Source organism: Paenibacillus sediminis (assembly GCF_017873765.1).
Lineage (GTDB): Bacteria > Bacillota > Bacilli > Paenibacillales > Paenibacillaceae > Paenibacillus_AG > Paenibacillus_AG sediminis.
In genome coordinates this window covers 1-22911 of sequence record NZ_JAGGKP010000017.1, presented here as the reverse complement: position 1 = coordinate 22911, position 22911 = coordinate 1, and the positions used below count along the sequence as shown (strand labels likewise).

The following is a 22911-nucleotide window of genomic DNA, read 5'->3' as shown; positions in this document are numbered from 1 at the left end:
TACTGTCATAACTTAAGGAGGTACCGCAGGCAATGAGTGAGAAGAAGAAAGACGAGATGCTTCCCCTTTCGCGGGAAGAAGTCGAAGTTGACGGTATATACACGAATGAATGGGGTCAGGAAGAACATTTGCACCGCGGTCAGCACTTCCCGGCCGATCCTCCGCTTGGCGTAACGGAATGGCAGCTGACCGAATTTATGTTTGACAATCATCATGAAGGCCTTACGGATGAGCGGCTTGTTGCCAAGAAAGATGAAGATAAACCAAAACCGAAAATCGATCATCCTCGCCGGCACCTTGTTAAGGGAGATCGATAGCATCTCTATCTATTATCAGCACTCCGATCAAGCTTACGCGTTAATTGCGTAGCAAGTTTGACGGAGTGTTTTTTGTGTTCATGTACGAGAGGGACTTGTCATATGCTAGGGTATAATCACTTAACTCGAAGGATGTGAGATATGGTGTCTCCCTTTAAATCTTCCACTGGACTTGACGATAATATTGCAGGCTTGCTCTGCTATCTATTTACTTTTATCGGCGGTATTCTATTTCTCGCTGTAGAAAAGCGCAGCCGCTTCGTCCTCTTCCACGCACTTCAGTCTATCTTCGTCTTCGGCAGCATCGCCATAGCCCAAATACTTTGCGGCTTTGTCCCCCTGTTCGGCGCGATGCTGAGCACACTTCTATCGCTTCTTAGTATTGTTCTGTGGGCATTACTCATGATTCAAGCTGTTCAAGGTAAATGGTTTAAGCTGCCGATTATTGGCGATTTCGCTGAGCACCAAATGCGAAGTATGAAGTAATTTGCAGAAAAAAGTAGTTTCTTCTCACATTTAGGGTTCCCTTTTAAGCCGTATCTTCTTACAATGAATTATAGATTGGGCTTTTCATGGACTTGGAGGAGAATGCATGTATTTGTTTGTTGTAAATAAAAAATCGGCAAATGGAGGCGGCTACCGCACTTGGAAGCAAATCGAGACGATGCTGAAGCATCGCCGAATTCCTTACAAGCTCATTTATACTGAAAGCCCAGATCAGGCACAGGCATTAGTCACTGAAATGCTGTCACTGCCAGAAGAGTGGCGTGCTGTTGCTGTTATTGGAGGAGACGGCACCATTCATAGTGTGCTGCCCGCTCTTCGCGGACAGACGATTCCGCTTGCCGTGATCCCGGCAGGATCCGGGAACGATACGGCCCGCGCTTTTCATATCCCGTTTAAACCAGCCGATTCACTGGATGTAATGCTAAATGGCACAGCTCGGCAAATTGACCTAATCTCCACATCAGGTGATCCGACAGTCACCGCTCTTGCGATCGGGTTCGATGCCGAAATTGCACATACCGTGAACAATAGATGGTATAAGAAATTTTGCAATATGCTGCGCATTGGCTCGGTCGCATACATTATTGGCTTACTGGAATTGCTTGTGACATTTAAGCCCGCAAAAGTAACACTCTCGATTGATGGAGAAACTAAAGAGTACGATGATACTTGGATGACTGCTGTTTCTAATATTCCATCTTACGGCGGCGGAATGCGAATCTGCCCGCAGGCACAGTCAAATGACGGCATCCTGGATATATGTATAGTTCATCGTTGCACACGCTTGCAGCTGTTCAGAATGTTTCCAACTGTCCTCAGCGGACAGCATGTAAACTTGCCATTCGTTACTATGCTTCGCGGACGGACCGTTACTGTGCAAAGCGAGAGACCATTTCTCGGAATTGGAGATGGTGAGCTTGTAACGACGACGCCGCTAACCGCTTCGGTCGATGAAGGGGCTTTATTCGTGCTTTGCCCTAAGGAGGACTGACCCGAGATGGGACAAGAATTATTCGAAATATATAACAAAAGGCACCAATATCTCGGCACTGCACCTCGTGATGAGGTTCATGCTAACGGATATTGGCACCATACTTTTCATTGTTGGATTGTGAGAGATACCCCTTCAGGCCGTAACGTTCTGTTCCAAAAAAGACAGACGATGAAAGATACTTTCCCAGACCATTATGATATTACAGCCGCAGGCCACCTCGCTGCCGGAGAAACGGTACGTGACGCTGTTCGTGAGCTTCACGAAGAGCTAGGCTTGCTCGTTCCATACGAATCGCTTGTTCCCATCATGACGGTTAGAAGCGAAACAGAAGGCACCGCTAACTCGGTACCCTTTATAGACCGGGAGTTCAGCTCGGTATTCGGATTATTAGCCGCTCAGCCTATTGCAGACTATGTCCTTCAAATCGATGAAGTAGCCGGACTTTATGAAGCGGATCTAGAAAAGATACTCCATCTGTTCATGGGTAAAGTATCGTCGATCTCTGCTGACGGAATATCCGCTGACGGGGCTCTTATCGCTTCCCAAAGAATAACCCGAGACCAATTCGTCCCGCACGGCATTCCTTATTATACGGACGTATTTAAAGCTTTGCGTAATTTATAAATGAATACATAGGCGTGCTAGTGCTCATCGCCATGAGACACATACTTGCGAACTAATTTTTCGTAATTAGCGCCATAACGTTCAAATAAATCCGTGCCTATGTCTTGTTCGAGTTCGAACAGCACCATTTCTTGCGTGAAATGCTGCAGCAGCAGCTCCGCCATTACAGGATGCTCGGTGACAACCGCTTGAGCAGATATGTTGTCACCCCTCATGCCGAGCATACACCACTGACGATCTACGACGAAGGAAAATCTGCGCCCAGCTGGCGTGTCTTCCTTCAACGTGTCATGCTGCCATGGTATAAAATGACGCAAATAATTGTCTCCCCCGTCACAAGACCATAGCACTTTAACTCCACGCTCTTCGGCTCTCTCTAAATCTTCCCGCAGCATGGAGGCTTCTTCTCGCCATACCGAGACGACGATTTCCCGCTTCGCTCTATCCAGCGCACGTACTAACGTTTCAAGTACATTTTTGTCACCTTCAATATTGTAAAAAGGCAACTCGCTAGGCCCAGGCTGCGGCATCGCTTCTTCCACATAGCGTAGCGACTCCTGCATATGCCCCGCAATCATGCGCGTCAACTCATCAGGCTGAAGAACGCTGTAACGCACCGGATCACCCGGGCTGCATCGCAAGAAGCCCTGTGAAGATAGTCGCTGCAGCGTAGCATATACGTTGGAACGCGAGACGCCTATTCTTTTGGCGACCTCATATCCGGATAGCGCACCCTGCTTCGCCAGCTCTACCATCACTTTCGCTTCCATTTCTGTGAATCCTAGATTCCGCAGATGATGTAGTAATTCATCCATTGTTTGTATGTCCTCCCATGCTGCCAGTTCGAAACAGCTCCCTCTCGCTTCTAACTATTATATTTGTTCCGCGCCGCAATGCGGACACCACTTGGAACCTTTCGATAAATCCGCGCTGCATATTTGACACTTCACCGTTACTTGATCGGTATCGACTGAAGCTGATTGCTCGTTCGTGCTCTCTAAATGTTGCCGCCATGAGCGGATACGTCGATCCAGTTCCTGTTGCCGCTCACGTTCCCGTTCGAGATCTTCTGACAAGCGGCGAGTCTCCTCTGAACTCCGCTCAGACGCAGGCTCAGGTGCCTTAACGAACTGTTTAAATACGATCGTATCAGCTTCCGTAACTCTAGTTACCTCTGCTTTCTTCTCTTCTACCTTCGGCAGATATACAGGAACAGTCTTGTCATCGTCTTGTTCCGTTTCTAGATTTGATTCATTCGAAACTTGAACGAGCTTACGTCCGCAATTTGGACAGAAATTAGCTGCAAGTGGAGCAATTTCGCCGCATTTACATAGGCGTTCATTTTTCAGCTCAGCAATTCTCTCACGCAGTTGTTCAATCTCTTCATAAAGAGAATCACACGTTTTGGCAAGCTCCATCATTTCCTTCTCTGCGAAGGACATATCTTCTGCCCGATATCCTTCATAGAACACTTCACCTATTCGCGTAAAATGAACATCCATCTCACGCTCAATATTCGAAATTTGCGAGTTAATCTTCCCGATTTCCACTACATTTTGAGCTCGCTCTGTCGCACGGTTCGCGCCGTCTTTAATCCGTTGTAAAATATTCATGACACGCTCTCCTTCCATGTTTACCAATGTCAACATTTATTTGTTGTCACAACAAACGATGCCCTTTACGCTCATTAAACCTCTTCATAGTTTTATACAACAATTAGTTATTGCTTACGATAGAGTCTCATTCTGCAAATGAGGTATAATGGTAGGACTTGTTTGTATACCTTTTAAGAGAATATGTCTCTTAAAGTGTTTTTATCATACCAAATTTATGATGATCTGTGAAAATAGTTAACAATATTAAGTTCACAACATGAAGGGATTTTGCATGGATAACAACAAAAAGAACCCGGTTTCCTACTATCCACGGCCTTGGGGAGTTTCAGAACATCGCGCTGTACCGCAAGCCAGTAACGCCCCAAGAGAGACTAGCAATGTATTAGTCACTGATGACATGGAGGATGCACCTTATTTTCGGGCACTAGAGCAAAAAGGAATTAGACTGAATGAGCCGCAGATTGAAGCGGTACGTTACGGAGAAGGCCCACTCTTAACTTTAGCTGGGGCAGGATGCGGTAAAACAACCGTTCTAGCAGCTCGCACAGGCTATCTGATCTCACTGCGGCGTGTTCATCCCAGCAGCATTCTGCTCATCACATTTACGAATAAAGCAGCGGCAGAAATGAAGGAACGCATTAGTAAACTGCCAGGTATTACGGCTTCTCAAGCAAGATCAGTGCAGGCAAGAACATTTCACTCTTTCAGCCTAGCGCTCCTTAGACACTATGGAGTTAAAGACGATGTATTCGGCGAACAAAGAGCGCAGCATACCGTATTAAATATTTTGCAGCGGCAAATGGGGATGCGTGAACCTTTTGCACCTGAGACGCTGCTCTCTGCCCTCACCAGCTGGAAAATAAGCGGCAGACAACTGGAAGATATGCCTGCCTCCACAGCGGATGAGATCAATTTCAAATCCGTTCTGATGAAATATGAAGCGTGGAAAGCTAACAATCATAAAATGGACTTTGATGACATCCTCCTAAGAGCGAGGCAGCTCTTGAATGATCCGGAAGTGCTTGTACCGCTTCAGAACAAATTTCAATATGTAATGGTTGATGAATTTCAAGATACGAATGAAGTACAATACGAGATTATTCGTCTCATTACAGAGAAGCATGGCAATTTAATGGTCGTTGGTGACGATGACCAGACAATCTACTCATTCAACGGGGCGCGGCACGAATCCATTTTAAATTTTGATAAAGTGTATCCCGATGCTGCTGTCATTACGTTAGGTATTAATTATCGAAGCGACAGTCGCATTCTTGGACTTGGCTCTGAAATTGTCTGTCATAATGTGGAGCGCCGCGAGAAGAGATTGCTGTCTGCAGGTGATCAAGGTTCAGCGCCGCAGTTTGGCAGACCTGCTGATGCAGAAGAAGAGGCCGAATGGGTTGTGTCACATCTTACCGAGCAAGTCCAACAAGGGAAACTAACTTACCGTGACATTGCTATATTGCACCGAACAGCGAGCAGCAGCCGGGCTGTATTCGAGCAGCTGATTATGCAAGGTATACCTTGCATTCAGTACGGTGCTTCGCCAGTGTTCTATGATCATTCACTTGTAAGGCCGATTATAGATCATTTACGACTGTCCATAGACCCGCGTAATTTTGGGGCGCTGCAGAGCGCGCTAGGTCCGCTGTATGTGTCTAAGGAAGCTGGGATGGCTTATATACTGGCTGAGGAGAAAAAGCAAGCGAAGAAATATCCGCTCATTCATTTGACGGGATGGCCCCAGCTTCGCAGTTTCCAGCAGGATCAGGTCAAAGAACGAATCAAATTGATTAAGAAGCTGAAGACGATGAAGCCGGTATATGCTGTTCAGGAGGTGCGCAGAGCTTTCTATGATAAATATATCGAAGCAGAGAATCAAGGCGTCCCTACGCAGTATAAGGAGGGTGTCCTAGAGACGCTGGACGAGCTCGAGACCGCAGCGCGCCGCTTTGATACCGTTCAGCAATTTGTAGAATTTGCCGATGAATTATCCACAAGACATAAACAAATGGAATCATTGCAAAAGCTCGAGCAGGCGAACGCGGTTCATCTCATGACCATTCATCGCGCGAAGGGTCTGGAGTTCCCGTGTGTCTATCTAATTGGCGCTTCGGAAGGAATTCTTCCGCACAGCTCTGCTCTCGCAGAAGAAGCACAGGAAGACCGTAAAGCGAGTAAGCCAAGCGCCAAGGATGGTGAACTTCTGCAAGCGGCGCTGGAAGAAGAACGCAGACTTGCTTATGTCGCTGTAACAAGAGCGAAATCGTCATTATTTATTACGTCTCCTGCATACCATCATGGCAAGAATGCAGCTGTATCCCGCTTCTTGCTCGAAGCATTTGGCGTTAAGAATGCCCCGAAAGAAGCAGTGGCTGCTTCCAAAAGATAAAAAGCAACCTTCAATAAATCACCCCCTGACATTCGAGTCTAGGGGGTGATTTATTTGGCTGATGTGCGCTTTCTGTTACCGCTTGGGCTATTCACTATTTCAAAGAAACCCGCGACCTTATTGATTGGCATAAGAAATCGTTCCGGGAAACTTCCTTTCCCTTGTAATTCTATGAAATCTTTGCCGATTTGAACAAGCGGAATATCGAAAAATAAATTGCCGGATTTAAACGTAGTTCTTACCCCTATTCGAGTAAATTTAGTGCTCTTTCGGATCCGAAACACTTTCATAAAGTTTAAACTTCTCGGAACAAATAATTCACCTTGTACGCGTATGAACGTCTTTGGACATACTTCTTGCAGTATCCCAGGCTCAAGAGCCAGCCCTGCGGCATTAATTTCAATTGATTTTCCTACAAGCTGAGTGAGCCTTTGATGCAACGTCATATTTTGAATTTTGGGACATCCAAGCATGGCGGGTACCTCCAAATGACTGATTTGTCATAGGATATGGATACACACACCCAATCGTCACGGCTAAAGTCTATTCATTTTTAAGGCGTCACCGTTTCCTTACTCTCTTTCTCCTTCGCTTCTTTCTTGGCCGCTTCCTCCTGCTCTTTGGCCTTAAGCAGCTCCGCTTGGCCTTGTTCTTGTATTCTTGTCAGCGCCTCGTCAATTGACTGCTCTCCTTTTATAACCTTATCACCCTCCGTCGTTAAGAGAGTATTAAACTGTGAGAAAAACATACCTGGTACATTAGAGTAGATTCCATTACTCGACGCCCTTGGCTTTAACATGTAGAAAGGTTCTAAATCGTGCCCATCTTTGTCTTTAATATATTCTTTGCGAATTGACAACTGGCCGCTATAGGTACGTGATTTGATTTTGGCCATTTGATCACTGCTAATAAACTTCATAAATTCCAAGGCCGCCTTCAGGTTCGATGTATGTGAATCAATCGCCATAATATTGAATATATTCACCTCCGGACTCACATCCGGTTCGGACGGATTGACAGGTACTGTCACTACTGCCCATTCAAATGGCTTGTTCTGATTTGACATCCTCACGTATTCCAGTTGATTCATGTACCAAGAGCCTTTAATCGTCATCGCTGCCTTCCCAACTACAAAGGCATCCTGCTCGGTAAATGTATTGCCTTGCCCAGTCTGATTCTGATCTTGATTGTATACTGCCCCCGACTTGATCGCTTCTACAGCGGTGCGAAAAGCCATTTTCCATGATTCTGAGCTAAACTGAAACTGCTTCCCTTCGGGATCTATGATCCGTAAATTGTTCGTATTCCCAATCGACGTAACAAGTGAATTCAAGGGGCTTTGATAGTTGTCTGAGTAATATCCATACACACGGTCTTCTTTACTTCCAGCCGTGGGGAATCTCTTAGCTAAATCCAATACTTCTTTCCATGTCATTTGGTTGCGAGGAAGCTCTACACCGTACTTTTTAAACAAGTCAACATTGTAGAAAATCGCATTGCTGGAGAAGCTATCTGTTAAACCATACAGTTTACCTCCTCCTTTCTCCCTAAGCATATCCATAATAAACGGCAGTACTTGTTCTTGACCGAATTCTTTCTGCTTCACTAATGTTTCTAAGTCGTACAGCCGGCCATCCTGAGCAAACTCCTCATATTGATCAATCGACAATATAACGACATCCGGCTTCTTCTCGTCAACGAACTTCTTAGCCGCATCTTCATACTCTTCCTGAGTCGTAAAACCGCCAGCATTCTCATACATTGACTGTGTTGAAATGACTTCGATCTCTACATTTGGATATTTCATCGTAAAATAATTGCCGTAATCCGAATAAAATTGCTGTTCATCCCAGTACATCACTTTCAGTGTTGCTTTCTCATTTTCCCCTAACGACTTACTTCCTCCATTTCCGATACTGCATGCCGTTAATATTAAAGTAAGTAAAATTATTGCCACAACCATTCTTGTCCATGTCTTCTTCACTTTTGACCCTCCCTTATGTATTTTTTTACAAAATTAAACTGTTTGTGCAACATTATCTAAACCAATCTAGTAGTTAAAAAGTTATGATTTTGTAGAAAATTTAACGCAATCACACACCCCCTCACATGATTACTAACACGTTTTACGTACGAAGTTACACGATGTTCCATTCAAAAAGTTAAGTTACTCAAACACAAAAAAAGACTGCTGAAAATCAGCAGTCTTCTCTAACGTATTTAATTCGAGACTATAGCTTAATGTTCGCTTCATCGAAGTATTGCTCGAGCGTAAGTCCGCTTTTGGCAATATCAGGAGCTAAATCCTTGCCAACATAACGGATATGCCAAGGCTCATACACATAGCCTGTACTATCTTCCTTGCCTTTAGGATAGCGAATAATAAAGCCGTATTCCGGGGCATGTTCAGCCAACCACTTACCCTCTTTGGATTCTCCGAATATTTCTTCAATCGCATTTCCTACACTTGGACTGGATACGTCGATTGCGAGTCCTGTCTGATGCTCGCTCGTTCCTGGCTTAGCGCTTACTTGAGCAGCATATTCTTCGCCTTTCGTTGCTACATTGTTGTTATATATAGCAACTTGACGTTTATAGGAACGATATCCAGATACCGCTCTTAATTCAATACCGTCTTTCTTCGCGCCTGCGAACAGATCCTCTAACGCCTGTGCCGCTTCTTTGCGTAAATGGCGCTTCTCATGCGGCCCATCGAAAGAAAATGGAACATTAGGCTCTACAAGATCATTAGGTTCGTATCCTTCAGGTAAGCTGCGTTGCTTGTTCACGACAACCGTCATCGCCTCTGCGTTTGTAACAACTGCTTGTCCGTCAACTTCTTTAACGGTGACTTGAAGGGCGTTCTCGCTCCGCTTCAGCATGACAGGGTCAGCTGCTTGTCCATTTTGAGTCTGAGGTGCCGAAGATTGAAGCTGTTTACCTGATTGTTCTGCCGATCCGCTCTTCTCACATCCTGCAAGAAGAACTGCAGAAATGAGCAAAATCGCACATAAACCATATGTGACTTTACGTCTGTTTCCTTTTCGATAAAACATCATTTCGCTCTCCTCTGCTAACATGTATACTCCATTATACCCCAGATAAGGACAGAAGCACCATGCGTTGGCGGTTGGAAATTACGATTTTCTGTCGAATTTAGTCGTTTTTAAGGCTTTGCTTGTCCCCTGACTTGCTCAATGATCAACTTATATCCTTGTTTAATTTTCGGTACTCCAGGAAGGAGTTCTTCAAGATTGTCCCCGATCACCTCAATGACTCCAAGGTCATCTGATAAGAGCTCACTCCTTGATTCAGTATTGATTTGAACATCATGAAACAAAGGTCCTGGGGTATGGAAACGCCCTTGTGATGCAGCTTCGGCGAGCCACTCTTGAACAGACGGCAAATCCGAATTAAAGCTTGAGGAATCTTGAGACTGCTCAGCGCTTGAGAGTATATCTTCATCTTGCTCATGCCGCCGCTTACTCGGAAGCTTTCTCCAACCACTAAGCACTTCTGTGAGCACATCCTGCTTGGTCAATCCGTACAATGCCAATAGGAAATCAATATCGTCTGCGCTCTTACGCATAACTTCTTGCAGAACAGCCTCTATATGAGCACACCAATCCTCATCGCAATCACACGTATATCGTGCCTCCAAAGCATAATCGCCGGGTGTCGGTATCAAGTCGCTTAACTCTTCTTGCCGCTTCTTAGGATATTCATCTTGCAGCAGCTGCGCGAGTTCAAGCGGAGTCCGGACGATGCGGTGAACAAAGCGCTGTATACCCGCTTCAGTCAGCTGAGTACACGCCGTAACATGGTTTATCGTTTTTTGCGCATCCCAAGATGTTGACTCCACGGTCCCGCGAACTGTACCATCTTCAATTTCGAGCTCGGTGACTTTTCTAGTCATTGCTAACGACTCCATACTTTAACCTCCTAGCTCAAATCCCTTGCCTGCAGGGCAATGAGCCCCCTTAGCTCCTCATTTGACATTTCCGTAAGCCACTGTTCACCTGAGCTGACAACCTGCTCGGACATTGCCTTTTTACTTTCGATTAATTCATCGATTCGCTCTTCGAGAGTGCCTTGGCAGATCAGCTTATGGACCTGAACATTTTTATTCTGACCAATCCGGAAAGCGCGGTCCGTCGCTTGATTCTCTACTGCAGGATTCCACCAACGATCATAGTGTATGACGTGGTTAGCGCGCGTCAAATTCAGCCCTACGCCCCCTGCTTTCAATGAAAGAATAAAGAACGGCAGTCCTTCCCCTTGCTGATAATCGTGCACCATAGCATCCCGTTCACTCTTGCTTACTTTGCCGTGAAGAAAGAACGGACTTTGTCCGTATTTTTGCGCGAGCTGAGCCACAAGCAGCTCTCCCATCTGCACATACTGTGTGAAAATTAACGCTGCTTCCCCGTTGTCTGCAATCATATCCAATAGTTCAAGGAGCTGCATCATCTTGCCCGATCGTTCAGCGGAATTTGCAGTAAACGGCGCATTCTTAACAAGCAGCGGATGATCGCAAATTTGCTTCAGCTTCGTTAAGGAAGACAGTACAAGTCCCTTACGGGCAATTCCTGTGCTCTCATCAATTCTGCCCATCATTTCTTCTACAACCGATTGATATAGACGAGTCTGCTCCGCGCTTAATAGGCAATACGATTTAAGCTCAATTTTATCCGGTAAATCTTTACGAATATCCGGGTCACTCTTCAGCCTGCGCAGCATAAAGGGTCTGACCAATTGACGGAGCTGCTTCAGTCTGTCTGATGATTCCTTGGAAACAGTCCCAGCCCCGTACATCTGGCGGAAGTGACTCGCTGTTCCTAAGTATCCGGGATTAAGAAATTGAAAGATCGACCATAATTCGCTGAGCCGATTCTCTACAGGCGTTCCCGTCATCGCAATACGGTGAGGTGCTCTAAGCTTCATCACGCTTTGGGCTTGCTTTGTCCGGTAATTTTTAATATATTGCGCTTCATCGAGAATGACTGCCTTCCACGAGACAGATCGCAAATCTTCTCCGTCTCTGCCGGCCAAATGATACGTTGTCAGAACGACATTATGATCCATTGCTTCCTGCACGAAAAGTTCACCGTGCAAACGGTCCGTGCCGTGGTGAATATGCAATTTTAAACTTGGCGCGAACTTTTCAATTTCACGCTGCCAGTTGCCGAGTAACGAGGTAGGACACACAATGAGAGCCGGTCCTGAATTTTGCTGATCCAGCAAACAAGTGATAACTTGGATCGTCTTACCGAGACCCATATCATCCGCAAGACAAGCACCAAATCCTAAATCCCGCATGGCCGCTAACCACTGAAACCCCCGCTCTTGGTAAGGACGAAGTGTGCCGTGAAGTCCAGAAGGAACGGGCTTAGGCGGAATTTTACGCAGCGTATCTCCTTCTATCAAAGCGGACAGCAGCCCTTCAGTCTCTGATTGTATATCTAACACCTGAAGGCCGCTCCACTTGATCTCTTCATCCGTATCCGAAGCAGCAAGGTGCAACAGTTCACGTACAGTCATTTCACCTTGTTCATGCTTCTTCAGATAACGCAGTATGGACTTAATCTCTTTCATATCAACTTCAATCCATGAACCTCGAAATGGAACGAATGGAACATTTGCCGCCGCCAGTTCCGTTAATTCGTCAACTGTTATTGTCTCTTCACCAAGCACTGCCTGCAGTTCAAAAGAAACAAGCTGTTCGATACCTAACATTGGAGCTGCTTGCCCCTGTTCAGACCACGACTTCACTTTAATTCTAACACCTGCGCGGCGGCGTCCTTCTTTGCTTAGTCTAGTCGGCATCTGCACATTTACACCAAGCCCGCGCAGCGGCGCAGCAGAATGTTTCAGAAAATGAAACAGTTCCTCTGGGCGCAAACTTATGCCTTCCGGACGACTGGTAAGAAGCACTTCAGCGACTTCCTTCGAAACTTCAGCAGCTTTAGCTAGACGAAAGAGCAAATCTTCGTGAATATTTACATATGTCTTGCCTCTCACTTCTAAATCCGGCTCCTCATGATCCCATATGAAGCCTGCTGGCAGCAGGAGAGATGGATCATCCGCAGCTTCAGCCCAAAATGAGAGATACCATAACTCGCCTTCCTCCTGAGGAGGCTCAAGCCGAATACATAACCGAAATCCGCCGCCTTTACGCACCTCATCATGAGCAGGATTCGGCATAACCGCTCTGCTTGCAGCCGTGACCGCTTTCGTCAGCCGCTCGATTTCTGTTGTATTCCCTTGGACAGGAATGGTATGAACCGAGCTAAGCGCACTATTCCACCATAATTCCTCAAGAGGAGAAGAACCTCTGCGATAGTTAGCCTTGTAAGGGTCAAGCTTATAGCCAAGCCCCTTCAGTCCTCGTCTAACTTCGGAGTCAACGAAAGAAGACAGCAAAGAATACAAAACGGTCCGCTGAGCCGTCTCAATAGGCATCCGTTCATCGAGACCAAAGGCTATCGATCCGGCGAGACCGATAGCCGGCATTGATTCAGCGAGCTCTAGAAATCGTTCAGCATCTCTTCGCTCCGTCAGAAGCGGTCTCCATACTCCTCTGATAACCGATTCATTGCTGCGGCGCCTTGAACCTGACTGGTGGACTGGTGCAAAATGCGGCGTAATTTGACCGCGCAGAAGCAGCTCTTGGGCAAACCGAGCAGACTGATGCCAGTACAACATTTCAGGGGAAAGCTCAATATGATGCTTAGAATAGACATTTTGATCTAAGTGAAGCAGCATAGCGAATGCATCCTCGGCTGTCATCGCAAGCCCTTCCAGCATGCGCCCCATCAATGTTCTCCGTTCTCCTCTTCTTGATGTTCTAAGAACTGCCGAATATGGCCAGCGAAGCTCAGCTAGACGCAGTACAGCACGACTAAAAGGACGGGTGCCGTCTGCTAGCTGCAGCTTTCTCAGCACACCCGTCCAAGTATCCACTTTAGGCTCCGACACTTCACCGGAAAAACAAAAAAACACATCTCCGAGCCATATTCCATACAGCGGTTGATTCATCGTTGTCTCCCGTATCCTTTTCCATATTTTAATAACATCTTATACGAAAACGAACAGATTTAAAAACAATAATCTATAATGATGTAAATAAAATCATCGCCCGATATAAATTGAGCGATGATTTATGAAAGAAATGACTTATAGAATTATGCTTTACGGATCGTAATTTCTCCGCCTTCAGATGGCTCAGCCACTTGAATGAGAACAATACCTTTGGCCTCATCCAAAGTCCATCCGAGTTTACCGTTGTCCAAATCTTCTTGGGTCAATCGGTCTAATCCGACAATTGAGGAAACTTCGAATTCCGTGTTATGAAGCGCGAATTGCAAGCTGCCTCGATTCGCTTGGTAGCCCTTTTTGTGATAAGAGTAAGAAATAGTTAATCCTTCTTCGTTACCAAGAGCCTTTACAGCTAATTCAGAAAATTGACCACGCTCAAAAGCAAACGTCACACCATCATCTTCATACAGTGTATAATCAGCCGAGAAAGATCGATCACTACTAGCACCATACAGATGGAACGTAATAAGATCTGCAAGCTGCTCGTCCGCATATTGCTTCAGCGGACCTTCCGTAATAAACGAGCCAGATTTCACATAAATAGGCAGCGTATCGAGCGGAGCATGAGCCAGAATATGGCGCCCTCCCTCATGCTGCTCTCCTGTCCAATAATCGATCCACTGCCCTGCAGGTAAATATACAGCTCGGTGATCGGTATCCGGACGGTATATAGGAGCAATCAGCACATTGCTGCCCAGCAAAAATTGATCGCTTAAGTTCGTGACGTTAGGATCATCCTGATACTCAAGGAGCAGCGGACGCATAACTGGCAAGCCTATCTTAGACGTTTCATGGAACAAATTATACATATGAGGCATCCAGCGGTAGCGTAAACCAATATACTTGCGAATAATCTTTTCCGCGTCTTCACCGAAAGACCAAGGTTCTTGTCGCATAGTTCCAATTGCAGAGTGATTACGAGTATAAGGGAAAAACACACCCATTTGCGTCCAGCGGACAAGCAATTGATCCGAAGTATGGTGCGCAAAACCGCCAATATCCGGTCCAGCAAAGGCGATTCCAGACAACCCCATATTTAACACCATCGGCATAGCCATCGCCATGTGCTCCCAGAAGCTGCGGTTATCTCCAGTCCATACAGCCGCATACCGCTGAATACCAGAATATCCAGCTCTCGTCAGAACGAATGGACGCTCATCATTACTAAGCTTGCGCATTCCTTCAAAGGTAGCTTTAGACATGAGCATACCATACAAATTGTGGAGCTCCTCATGCGTCTTAGGCTTACCATTATTCCGGTGTACAACATCGAGATCCATCGTCTTTGATTCATTAAAAACCGCTGGTTCATTCATGTCATTCCATATTCCGCGAATACCAAGATCAGTATAGAAACGATGCTGTTCTCCCCACCACTCTGCTGTCTGGTCATCAGTAAAGTCAGGGAAGGCACTGGCGCCTGGCCATACATCGCCGAAGAAGATTTCACCTTCAAGCTTCTTGCTGAAATATCCGTTTTGCACACCCTCTATATATTGCTTATATTTCGGGTCCTTCTTCACGCCTGGATCGACGATTGGAACAATCCGAATTCCCATTTCTTGCAGTTCTTTTATCATTCCTTTAGGATCAGGGAAGCGAACAGGATCGAACGTAAACACGCGATACTCATCCATATAATGAATATCTAAATAGATGACATCGACTGGAATTTGCTTCTCACGGAATGTCCGTGCGAGCTGAAGCACTTCCTCTTGAGTCTCATAGCTATAACGAGATTGATGATAACCGATGGCCCATTTAGGCGGCAGAGAGATTTTGCCTGTAATTGTTGTATAACGAGCGACCACTTCTTTCATATCCGGACCATAGATAAAGTACAAGTCGTAATTTCCTGTAGCACTGCCAATCGTATATGCAATTTGATGAGAACGCATATCGAAATCGGTACGCCCTGGATTATCAACAAAAATACCGTAGCTAAGTCCGCTGTGCATATGGATAAGAAACGGTACCGACTGATAAAGTGCTTCAATTTCAGGTAGATGAGGTGCGTACACGTCTGTATTCCAGTTCGTATAATGTTCTCCCCGTTTATCTAGAAAGCTTGCCTTCTCTCCGAGTCCGTAGAAATGCGATTCCGCAGGCATATCATACACAGCTGTAGTCGCACTGCGAGGGTTCCAGCTAATTAACGACTGACGAGCTACAACTTGTCCGGAATGATTCAGAACAGTCCATGTAAACGAATCTTTATCCATCCGAAGAATTATAGAAGCTGTTCGGAAAATGATTTCTTCAGCATTCTCTTCCATTTGGACCTTAGTAGGCCGATACCCCTCTTTTACAATAGCTGTGGTTGTAGACAAGTCAGGCTTGTCCCCTTTAAATAGCTGAATGCGAAAGCAATCATCTGACAAAAACACAATTGCAAAATTGGCATGCTCTGCTCGGCAGATATAGAGAGATTCATCTTGCTCAAGCTTTACAAATTTGCCGCTTGTTAACCACGCTTCCTGTACGATAACCGGACCACTATGATCGGGATGTATGGCTTGACTCGTATCTTCCATTTGTCTGTAGACCTCTCTTTTCAATTAAATGAATTGATGATTAGGAGATAAATGAAGAGGCTGCTACTCTAAGTAGAGGCAGCCTCTCATCACATATTTTACGATTTTCCCTTACTTGTAAATTATTTCTTCAAATTGTTCCAAGTTTTCTCAAAATCTTCGAACATTTTTTGTTTATCGGATTTACCTGCAACATAGGATTGCATGATGTTACCGAATTCATTTGTAGCGCCGTCAGGGTATTTAGCCCAGTTCCAGCTAAGTGTTTTGCCTGCTTGGCTGTATTTCACAACTTCAGCGCCTAGAGGACCGATGTCATCAGCAGTTGCTGTAATGCTCTTGAATGCAGGAATGAATTTGAATTCTTTAGCAATGTATTTTTTGCCTGTTTCAGACGTTACAAGCCAGTTCAAGAATTCTTTAGCTTCAGCTTTTACTGGTGAGTTCTTGTTAACTACCCAGTTGTTAGGCACGCCTACAGCCAGTCTGTCTTGATCAGGATTGTCATTGATTGGCATTGGCAGAATACCTACATTCAGGTTTTTATTAATGCCATCAATTTGTCCTTGAATCCAGTTGCCTTGTTGCGTCATTGCAGCTTGACCGTTCGCAAACATCGTTACTTCTGTGTTGTAGTCCGTTGTGAGCGGGTTTTTGTTGCCGTATTTCAAAGTTAAATCTAGCAGATTCGCCCAATCTTTAAATACTGGGTTATCGGAAATTTTCGCTGTTCCATCATTTAGGCCTTTAATAAATGCGTTCGGATCAGGTTGTTGCGCAAATGCAATGTTCAAATTATGAATGCCGAGAATCCAGAACTCTTGGTATCCGTTCGCAAATGGAGTGATGCCCGCATCTTGCAATTTTTGAGCTGCAGCTGTAAGTTCAGAAAGCGTAGTTGGCAGTTTAGTGATGCCCGCTTTTGCGAACAAGTCTTTGTTGTATACGAAGCCGTAACCTTCAAGGTTCATCGGTTGACCATACAACTTGCCGTCTTTCGTCATTGGCTCTTTCGCAACATCAATAACATCGTTTACCCAAGGTTGATCGGAAAGATCCTCTAGTTTATCAATCCAAGTATCCATTTCAGCGTAACCTTGAATATTGAAAATGTCTGGTTCTTCACCGGAAGCGAATTTCGCTTTCAGCGCAGCGCCGTAGTCAGAACCGCCGCCTACAGTTTGAATATCCAATTTGATGCCTGGATGTTCCTTCTCATATTCTTCTTTCATCTTATTGAGAGCTTCGGAAATTTCCACTTTAAATTGGAAAATATGAATCGTTTTTGTTTCAGCGGGTTTGTCAGTGCCTCCACTGTTCGTTGTCCCAGTTGAAGCTTCCTCTTTCGCTTTACTGCCGCAAGCAGAAAGCACCAGAGATAAAGCGAGTAACATGATGAATGAAAGTTTTGCATATTTCTTTTTCATGCGTTGATCCTCCCTTTTTCGATTACTCAATTTTTGTAATCGTTTACTTTTCCATTATAAATGAGAGAGTAAACGTCCTTGCACGTAGTATATTGACCAAACAGGGGGAAGAGATTGACAATCGCTTTAACCCTTAACAGCTCCCTGCGTAATTCCTTCAATAATGTACTTCTGCATCGATAGGAAGAAAATAATGACTGGCAAAATGCCGAGCACAAGTGCCGCAAGCGCTAAATCCCATTGCTTCGTATACTGCCCGAAAAAGGCGCTTGTCGCAAGCGGAATCGTTCGTGTATCTGCACCTTGAAGAATGAGTGACGGCAGCAAATAGTCGTTCCAGATCCACAGTGTATTCAGAATAATAACGGTAACAATCATCGGTTTCATAAGCGGCAATACGATCCGGAAGAACACGCCGTAACTGTTCGATCCATCTACCGTTGCTGCTTCTTCAATTTCAAGCGGAATCGATTTAATAAATCCATGGAAAAGAAACACCGTCATCGGAATCCCAAACCCAAGGTAACAAATAATGAGTGCAATCCTGCTATCCGTAATGCCCAGCGTATCTGTTACTACTTTCATGACTTTCACGAGCGGAATCATGACCGATTGGAACGGAATAACCATGGCAGCGACAAACATGGTAAATAGAACTGCGTTAAACCGCGTATTATGACGAACCATTCGATAAGCGGCCATCGCACTCATGAGCGCAAGGAGCAAGTTGCTCACGACCGTAATTATGAGCGAGTTCCAAAATGCTGCTGGGAACTTCGTTGCTTCCCATGCTTTACTGTAGTTGCTCCACTCGAAGGAAACTGGGAAGCTTGCCGAATTCGTAAGAATGTCTCCGAACGATTTGACCGAGTTGACGAATAGAAAATAAAACGGAACAAGAAAGATCAGCCCTACAAGAGCGACGATGATTTCAGTCACCAGCGTACCGGCGCGGTATTTTTTCGTAATTTCCATTAGGCTTCAACCTCCTTGCTTTTCGTAAATTTAACTTGGACGCTTGTAATAACGGCTACGACAACAAAGAAAATAATCGCTTTCGCTGTTCCAAGTCCATAGCGGTTGTTTTGGAACGCTTCTTTGTAAATATTGAATGCCACCGATTCCGTTGAACCGAATGGTCCGCCTTTTGTCAGTGACAGGTTAAGGTCAAACATTTTGAAAGACCACGAAATGGCAAGGAACAGACATACGGTTACCGCCGGCATAATAAGCGGAACAATGATGCTTCTTAAGATTTGCAAGCGATTAGCGCCATCAATTTCTGCAGCTTCCAAAATATCTTGAGGCACGTTGCCAAGCGATGAAATGTAAATAACCATCAAGTAACCAGCCGTTTGCCATACGAAGACAATAACGATTCCCCAAAAGGCTGTCTTCTCATCCCCTAACCATGGTAAATTGAAGAATGGAAGCTTCGTAAATTCACCGATCGCCGCAAAGCCTTTCACGAAAATAAACTGCCAAATAAAACCGAGCAGCAGCCCGCCAATGACGTTCGGAATAAAGAACACCGTACGCAGTATATTGCGCGTCTTAAGCGGCTTTGTTAAGAAATACGCTAAGAAAAAACCAAGAACATTAGTCAATATAACACCAATTACGGTAAACTTAGTTGTAAACCAGAACGCAGCTCCGAAATCCGGATCATCCATAAAAATTTTTTTGAAATTATCCAGTCCTACCCAGGCCACTTTATCAGCTACACCATCCCAGTTCGTAAATGAGAAAGATAGACCCAGCAGGAAAGGAATCATGATAATAAGAATAAAAAAGACTGTGGAGGGACCCACAAAGACGAGCTGTTGCAGCAGTTGAGAAGTCTTTTTGCGATTCATCCCGTTCTCCCCTTTACTTATCTTGATAATCTTAAATCTATTATGTGAGATCGCTTACATAAAAACCACAGAAGATCGTGAACCGATAGGGGGAAAATATTGATATGAGATTTCAAAGCATTCGTTCTAAGTTAATAATGTTCATGCTCATCGCTACGACGATCCCTCTCCTGCTGTCGATAACGATCACTTACATACATACTAGGGAGTCGATTAAAGAACAAGCGATTCAAGAGAATACACGGCTTATTTTCCAAGGGAAAACGAATCTAGAAAACTATTTAAAAAGCATCAATCAAGCTTCGATTCTCGTTTATTCTGACCCTCATTTCTTAAACAATCTAACAAAAATCCCTGATGATTACCGGGCTGTAGCCGAGGTGTATACAACACTCAAAAGTATCCAAAGCTCGGTAGCCGATATTGATCAAGTGTACTTGCACGCGAACAATACGGAGCAATCGACCCTAGTTACGAGGTCTGTGACCAAACGCGAAACGAGATCACATGCATATATAGGCAAAGGAATCTCTTGGGAGAACGGAGATACACAAATCGAAGCGACTCATCCCATGCATGGCTATGGCTTTCAGGGGGCCGCTGATAATAACAAAAGCGTGATTACACTCTACCGCTCTATTACACGGATTCCAACAACGAAGCAACTAGGCGTACTTGCCATCGACGTTGGTTTAGATTCCATCGCGACCATCAGCGGTCAGCTCTATGATGCCAATAAAGAAAAGCTTATGCTGCTCGATGAGAAAGGAACCGTTATTTACAGCGGAGATTCAGAACTGGTCGGCAAACGACTCCCGGATAAATGGACCTTGGACAAGCTGTCTACGGGGCAGCAAAAAGGACATTTTGAGGGGAACAATTCAATCTACATCTATGAGAAAATAAATATGGGGTATGCCAAGTGGACAGTAATGAAGCAAATCCCAAACCATACGCTGTTTGAACGCGCCACAGAGCTGACGCAAATTAATATGGCGATTACTGTCATCGCGCTGTTATTAATTATCCTCGGCACTCTATTCATCTCAATTCGCATTACAGAGCCGATTAAGCAGTTGACTCGTTATATGAACCGAATCCAATCTGGACATCTTGAAGTAGATATTGAAGTGACCAGTAAAGATGAAATCGGGGTTTTGTTTAGACGATTCCGCCAGATGATGGATACGATTAACAACTTGATCTTAAGAGAATATCGGCTTGAAATCGCGAATAAAACAAATGAATTAAAAGCATTGCAAGCACAGATTAACCCGCATTTTCTGTACAATACATTGCAATCGATCGGTACCCTTGCGCTGCAGCATAATGTACCTCGAATCTATTCCCTGCTGTCTTCACTCGCGAAAATGATGCGATACAGCATGCGCAACAATGATACGCTCGTTACTTTACAGGATGAAGTGAACTATATAAACTCCTATATTGAACTGCAAAAGGAACGGTTTGGAGACGGGTTCGAGGCAGAGATTCATATCGATCCGAATACACTTAAGGCACATATTCCAAAAATGATTCTTCAGCCGCTGGTTGAAAACTACTTCAAACACGGTATGAATCCACAACTTGGCAAAGGACATCTTAATATAACAAGCACGCTGACAGGCGATGGAAATAGGCTGCGCATTACCGTCAAGAACGACGGATCGAGTATACCAGAGGATAAGCTTAGCAAACTGCAAGACGCGCTTCAGCAGCAAATGGCAGGTCATACACAAGAAACTGCTGACGAAGATGAACCGATCGGAATTCGCAACGTGCTTATGCGTCTGCGGCTTTACACAGACGATACTGCAATACTTACTTTGAACAACATGAAGCCGCATGGAATAATGGTTACGCTTGAATTTAACCTACTGGGGAGTGACAACAGATGAGAGCATTAATTGTTGATGACGAGAAGCATGTACGAGATGCAATCCGCCTATTGGTTGATTGGGACAAGCACGGGATTGATGAGGTGCTCGAAGCCGAAGATGGAATAAAGGCCGCTGAAATCGTTATAGAGTCATCGCCGCAAATTATTATGACGGATATGCGGATGCCTGGCCAAGACGGGGCCCAGCTCCTGAAGTGGCTGCATACGAACGCACCAGACAGCAAGGTCATTGTCATTAGCGGTTATGATAACTTTGAACTCGTTCGGCACACGATTCGATATGGCGGTATGGATTATATCCTTAAACCGGTTGAAGCCGAGGCTGTTAATGAAGCGATAGCGAGAGCTGTGACGACATGGCGCAGTCAGGAAGAAGAGCGTCAAAGACGTTTCAAGCAATCGATTGAAATGAACCAGATGAAGCCTCTTTACCACGATAAGCTTCTCTCTGAGCTCATTATGGAAGACAGCGCAAAGGATAGCGTTCTGACACAGCTGCAGGCTGAATTCCCCTATTTAAAGCTGGCACAGTCCGTTACGGTCGCAGTCATGAGCACCCATCAACTAGATGACGCGATTGTGCGCAAATACGAATATAATCGGGAACTCCTCTTCTTTACGTTAATTAATATTTGCAACGATTTTCTGAAGAAGCAAGGAAAAGGGATTGCCTTTCGCCATCTAGAACGTCTTGACGAAATCGTCATTCTCTACTGGGATGATCAAGATGCGCTCAATACAGCGCTGCGCAACATCAACGAAGGCATTACTATAACTTTACATAGAAGAATGCACTTTGGGGTAGGTTCACTGCACGTGTTCCCGAATAAAGCAGCCGCTTCCTATCATGAAGCACGCCAATCACTCTGGCACCGAAATTTACTGCACGGCGATTCGTATATCCACCGTGATATTCGGACAGAAACCGCTCAATTCAAACCGTTAAGACTGAAAGCTTATCAAGAAAAATTCCGACTGGCCGCTCTAAGCGGATCACTTGATCAAATGTCATCTGTGCTGGATGAATGGATGGCGCAAGCGAAGCAGCTTGACTTCCTTACACCTGAACAATTGGATCAGTGGAATACGGAATGGGACTGGCTTCTTGAACAGTGGATTGAGGACGGTCCGCTCGAGAATGAGCCGGAGCACGAGTCCATCATTCATTCAGAGTTAACAGGTTGGCTACCGCTAGGTGAGGACGGACTTCTCTCATTCCCTAAGTGGAAAGAGCAGTGGACCAAACGGCTTCAAGCCGCCGGCAAAATGCTTACCAATGTGCATGGTAAAGAAAATCACGTCATTTTTGATATTGCCCGCTACGTGGAACGAAACTATCATGAAGACATTTCTTTGCAGGACATTGCAAGCAGGTTCTATTTAAGCCGCGAATACATATCACGCAAATTCAAGCAGCAATTCGGAGTAACGCTGTCTGATTATTTAGGCAATATTCGCATTGAAAAGGCTAAGGTGCTTCTCCTTAATCCTCAGCTGCGCATCTCGCAAATTGCAGAGATGGTCGGCTATCAGGATGAGAAATATTTTAGCAAAGTGTTCAAAAAGATTGAGGGTATAACACCGAACGATTTCCGTAAACAAAGTCATTCACTGACACAAGAATAAGCCCATCATATCTTGTTGCG

18 protein-coding genes are annotated in these 22911 nt (G+C 45.0%); 7 read left to right on the top strand and 11 right to left on the bottom strand.

Going from position 1 to position 22911, the window contains the following annotated elements; translation table 11 throughout:
* Positions 1 to 32 precede the first annotated feature (32 nt).
* The 4 genes from J2Z20_RS17075 (at position 33) to J2Z20_RS17060 (ending at position 2442) form a co-directional block, all read left to right on the top strand.
* On the top strand, positions 33 to 317 hold the full coding sequence (locus tag J2Z20_RS17075) for a transposase (protein WP_209853134.1): 285 nt from the start codon (positions 33 to 35) through the stop codon (positions 315 to 317).
* A 144-nt stretch (positions 318 to 461) separates the two neighbouring features.
* Positions 462 to 803 (top strand): DUF4870 domain-containing protein, encoded by a 342-nt coding sequence (locus tag J2Z20_RS17070; protein ID WP_209853132.1) that lies wholly within the window; start codon positions 462 to 464, stop codon positions 801 to 803.
* 106 nt (positions 804 to 909) lie between these two features.
* Complete coding sequence (locus J2Z20_RS17065) at positions 910 to 1815, top strand: diacylglycerol/lipid kinase family protein (RefSeq protein WP_209853130.1); 906 nt, start codon at positions 910 to 912, stop codon at positions 1813 to 1815.
* Between the two features lie 6 nt (positions 1816 to 1821).
* The gene (locus tag J2Z20_RS17060; RefSeq protein WP_209853128.1) at positions 1822 to 2442 is read left to right on the top strand and encodes an NUDIX hydrolase; all 621 of its coding nucleotides are present in this window, start codon (positions 1822 to 1824) and stop codon (positions 2440 to 2442) included.
* Between the two features lie 17 nt (positions 2443 to 2459).
* Here the strand turns inward: J2Z20_RS17060 and J2Z20_RS17055 are convergent, their stop codons facing one another.
* Together J2Z20_RS17055 and J2Z20_RS17050 are read right to left on the bottom strand one after the other, a co-directional pair.
* Positions 2460 to 3257, bottom strand: coding sequence for a TrmB family transcriptional regulator (locus J2Z20_RS17055; RefSeq protein ID WP_209853126.1), 798 nt, complete (start codon positions 3255 to 3257; stop codon positions 2460 to 2462).
* Positions 3258 to 3314: 57 nt separating this feature from the next.
* Positions 3315 to 4055 carry a V-type ATP synthase subunit I domain-containing protein gene (locus J2Z20_RS17050; protein ID WP_209853125.1) on the bottom strand — a complete coding sequence of 247 codons (741 nt, stop codon included), beginning with the start codon at positions 4053 to 4055 and terminating at the stop codon, positions 3315 to 3317.
* Between the two features lie 274 nt (positions 4056 to 4329).
* Here J2Z20_RS17050 and J2Z20_RS17045 point away from each other — a divergent pair, with 274 nt between their 5' ends.
* A complete protein-coding gene (locus J2Z20_RS17045) occupies positions 4330 to 6450 on the top strand; it encodes an ATP-dependent helicase (RefSeq protein WP_209853123.1) in 2121 nt (706 codons plus the stop codon).
* 50 nt (positions 6451 to 6500) lie between these two features.
* Here the strand turns inward: J2Z20_RS17045 and J2Z20_RS17040 are convergent, their stop codons facing one another.
* From J2Z20_RS17040 to J2Z20_RS17000, 9 genes are all read right to left on the bottom strand, one after another.
* Positions 6501 to 6923 (bottom strand): hypothetical protein, encoded by a 423-nt coding sequence (locus J2Z20_RS17040; RefSeq protein WP_209853121.1) that lies wholly within the window; start codon positions 6921 to 6923, stop codon positions 6501 to 6503.
* Positions 6924 to 7003: 80 nt separating this feature from the next.
* Positions 7004 to 8434, bottom strand: a complete 1431-nt coding sequence (locus J2Z20_RS17035; protein WP_209853119.1) for an ABC transporter substrate-binding protein — start codon at positions 8432 to 8434, stop codon at positions 7004 to 7006.
* Positions 8435 to 8681: 247 nt separating this feature from the next.
* A complete protein-coding gene (locus J2Z20_RS17030; RefSeq protein ID WP_245252519.1) occupies positions 8682 to 9506 on the bottom strand; it encodes a M15 family metallopeptidase in 825 nt (274 codons plus the stop codon).
* Positions 9507 to 9616: 110 nt separating this feature from the next.
* Entirely contained in the window at positions 9617 to 10381 is a 765-nt protein-coding gene (locus J2Z20_RS17025; RefSeq protein WP_209853115.1) for a hypothetical protein, read from the bottom strand.
* 11 nt (positions 10382 to 10392) lie between these two features.
* Entirely contained in the window at positions 10393 to 13488 is a 3096-nt protein-coding gene (locus J2Z20_RS17020) for a DEAD/DEAH box helicase (protein WP_209853113.1), read from the bottom strand.
* A 146-nt stretch (positions 13489 to 13634) separates the two neighbouring features.
* Positions 13635 to 16082 (bottom strand): glycoside hydrolase family 31 protein, encoded by a 2448-nt coding sequence (locus tag J2Z20_RS17015; RefSeq protein ID WP_209853111.1) that lies wholly within the window; start codon positions 16080 to 16082, stop codon positions 13635 to 13637.
* Between the two features lie 122 nt (positions 16083 to 16204).
* Complete coding sequence (locus J2Z20_RS17010) at positions 16205 to 17509, bottom strand: ABC transporter substrate-binding protein (protein WP_209853109.1); 1305 nt, start codon at positions 17507 to 17509, stop codon at positions 16205 to 16207.
* 126 nt (positions 17510 to 17635) lie between these two features.
* Positions 17636 to 18484, bottom strand: coding sequence for a carbohydrate ABC transporter permease (locus J2Z20_RS17005; RefSeq protein WP_209853107.1), 849 nt, complete (start codon positions 18482 to 18484; stop codon positions 17636 to 17638).
* On the bottom strand, positions 18484 to 19365 hold the full coding sequence (locus tag J2Z20_RS17000) for a carbohydrate ABC transporter permease (RefSeq protein ID WP_209853105.1): 882 nt from the start codon (positions 19363 to 19365) through the stop codon (positions 18484 to 18486). Before J2Z20_RS17000 ends, J2Z20_RS17005 begins: the two co-directional genes overlap by 1 nt.
* 104 nt (positions 19366 to 19469) lie before the next feature.
* Between J2Z20_RS17000 and J2Z20_RS16995 the strand changes: the two genes are divergently transcribed.
* The gene (locus J2Z20_RS16995) at positions 19470 to 21263 is read left to right on the top strand and encodes a cache domain-containing sensor histidine kinase (RefSeq protein WP_209853103.1); all 1794 of its coding nucleotides are present in this window, start codon (positions 19470 to 19472) and stop codon (positions 21261 to 21263) included.
* The gene (locus J2Z20_RS16990; protein ID WP_209853101.1) at positions 21260 to 22891 is read left to right on the top strand and encodes a response regulator; all 1632 of its coding nucleotides are present in this window, start codon (positions 21260 to 21262) and stop codon (positions 22889 to 22891) included. The genes J2Z20_RS16995 and J2Z20_RS16990 overlap by 4 nt, the downstream gene beginning before the upstream one ends.
* Positions 22892 to 22911: the final 20 nt, after the last annotated feature.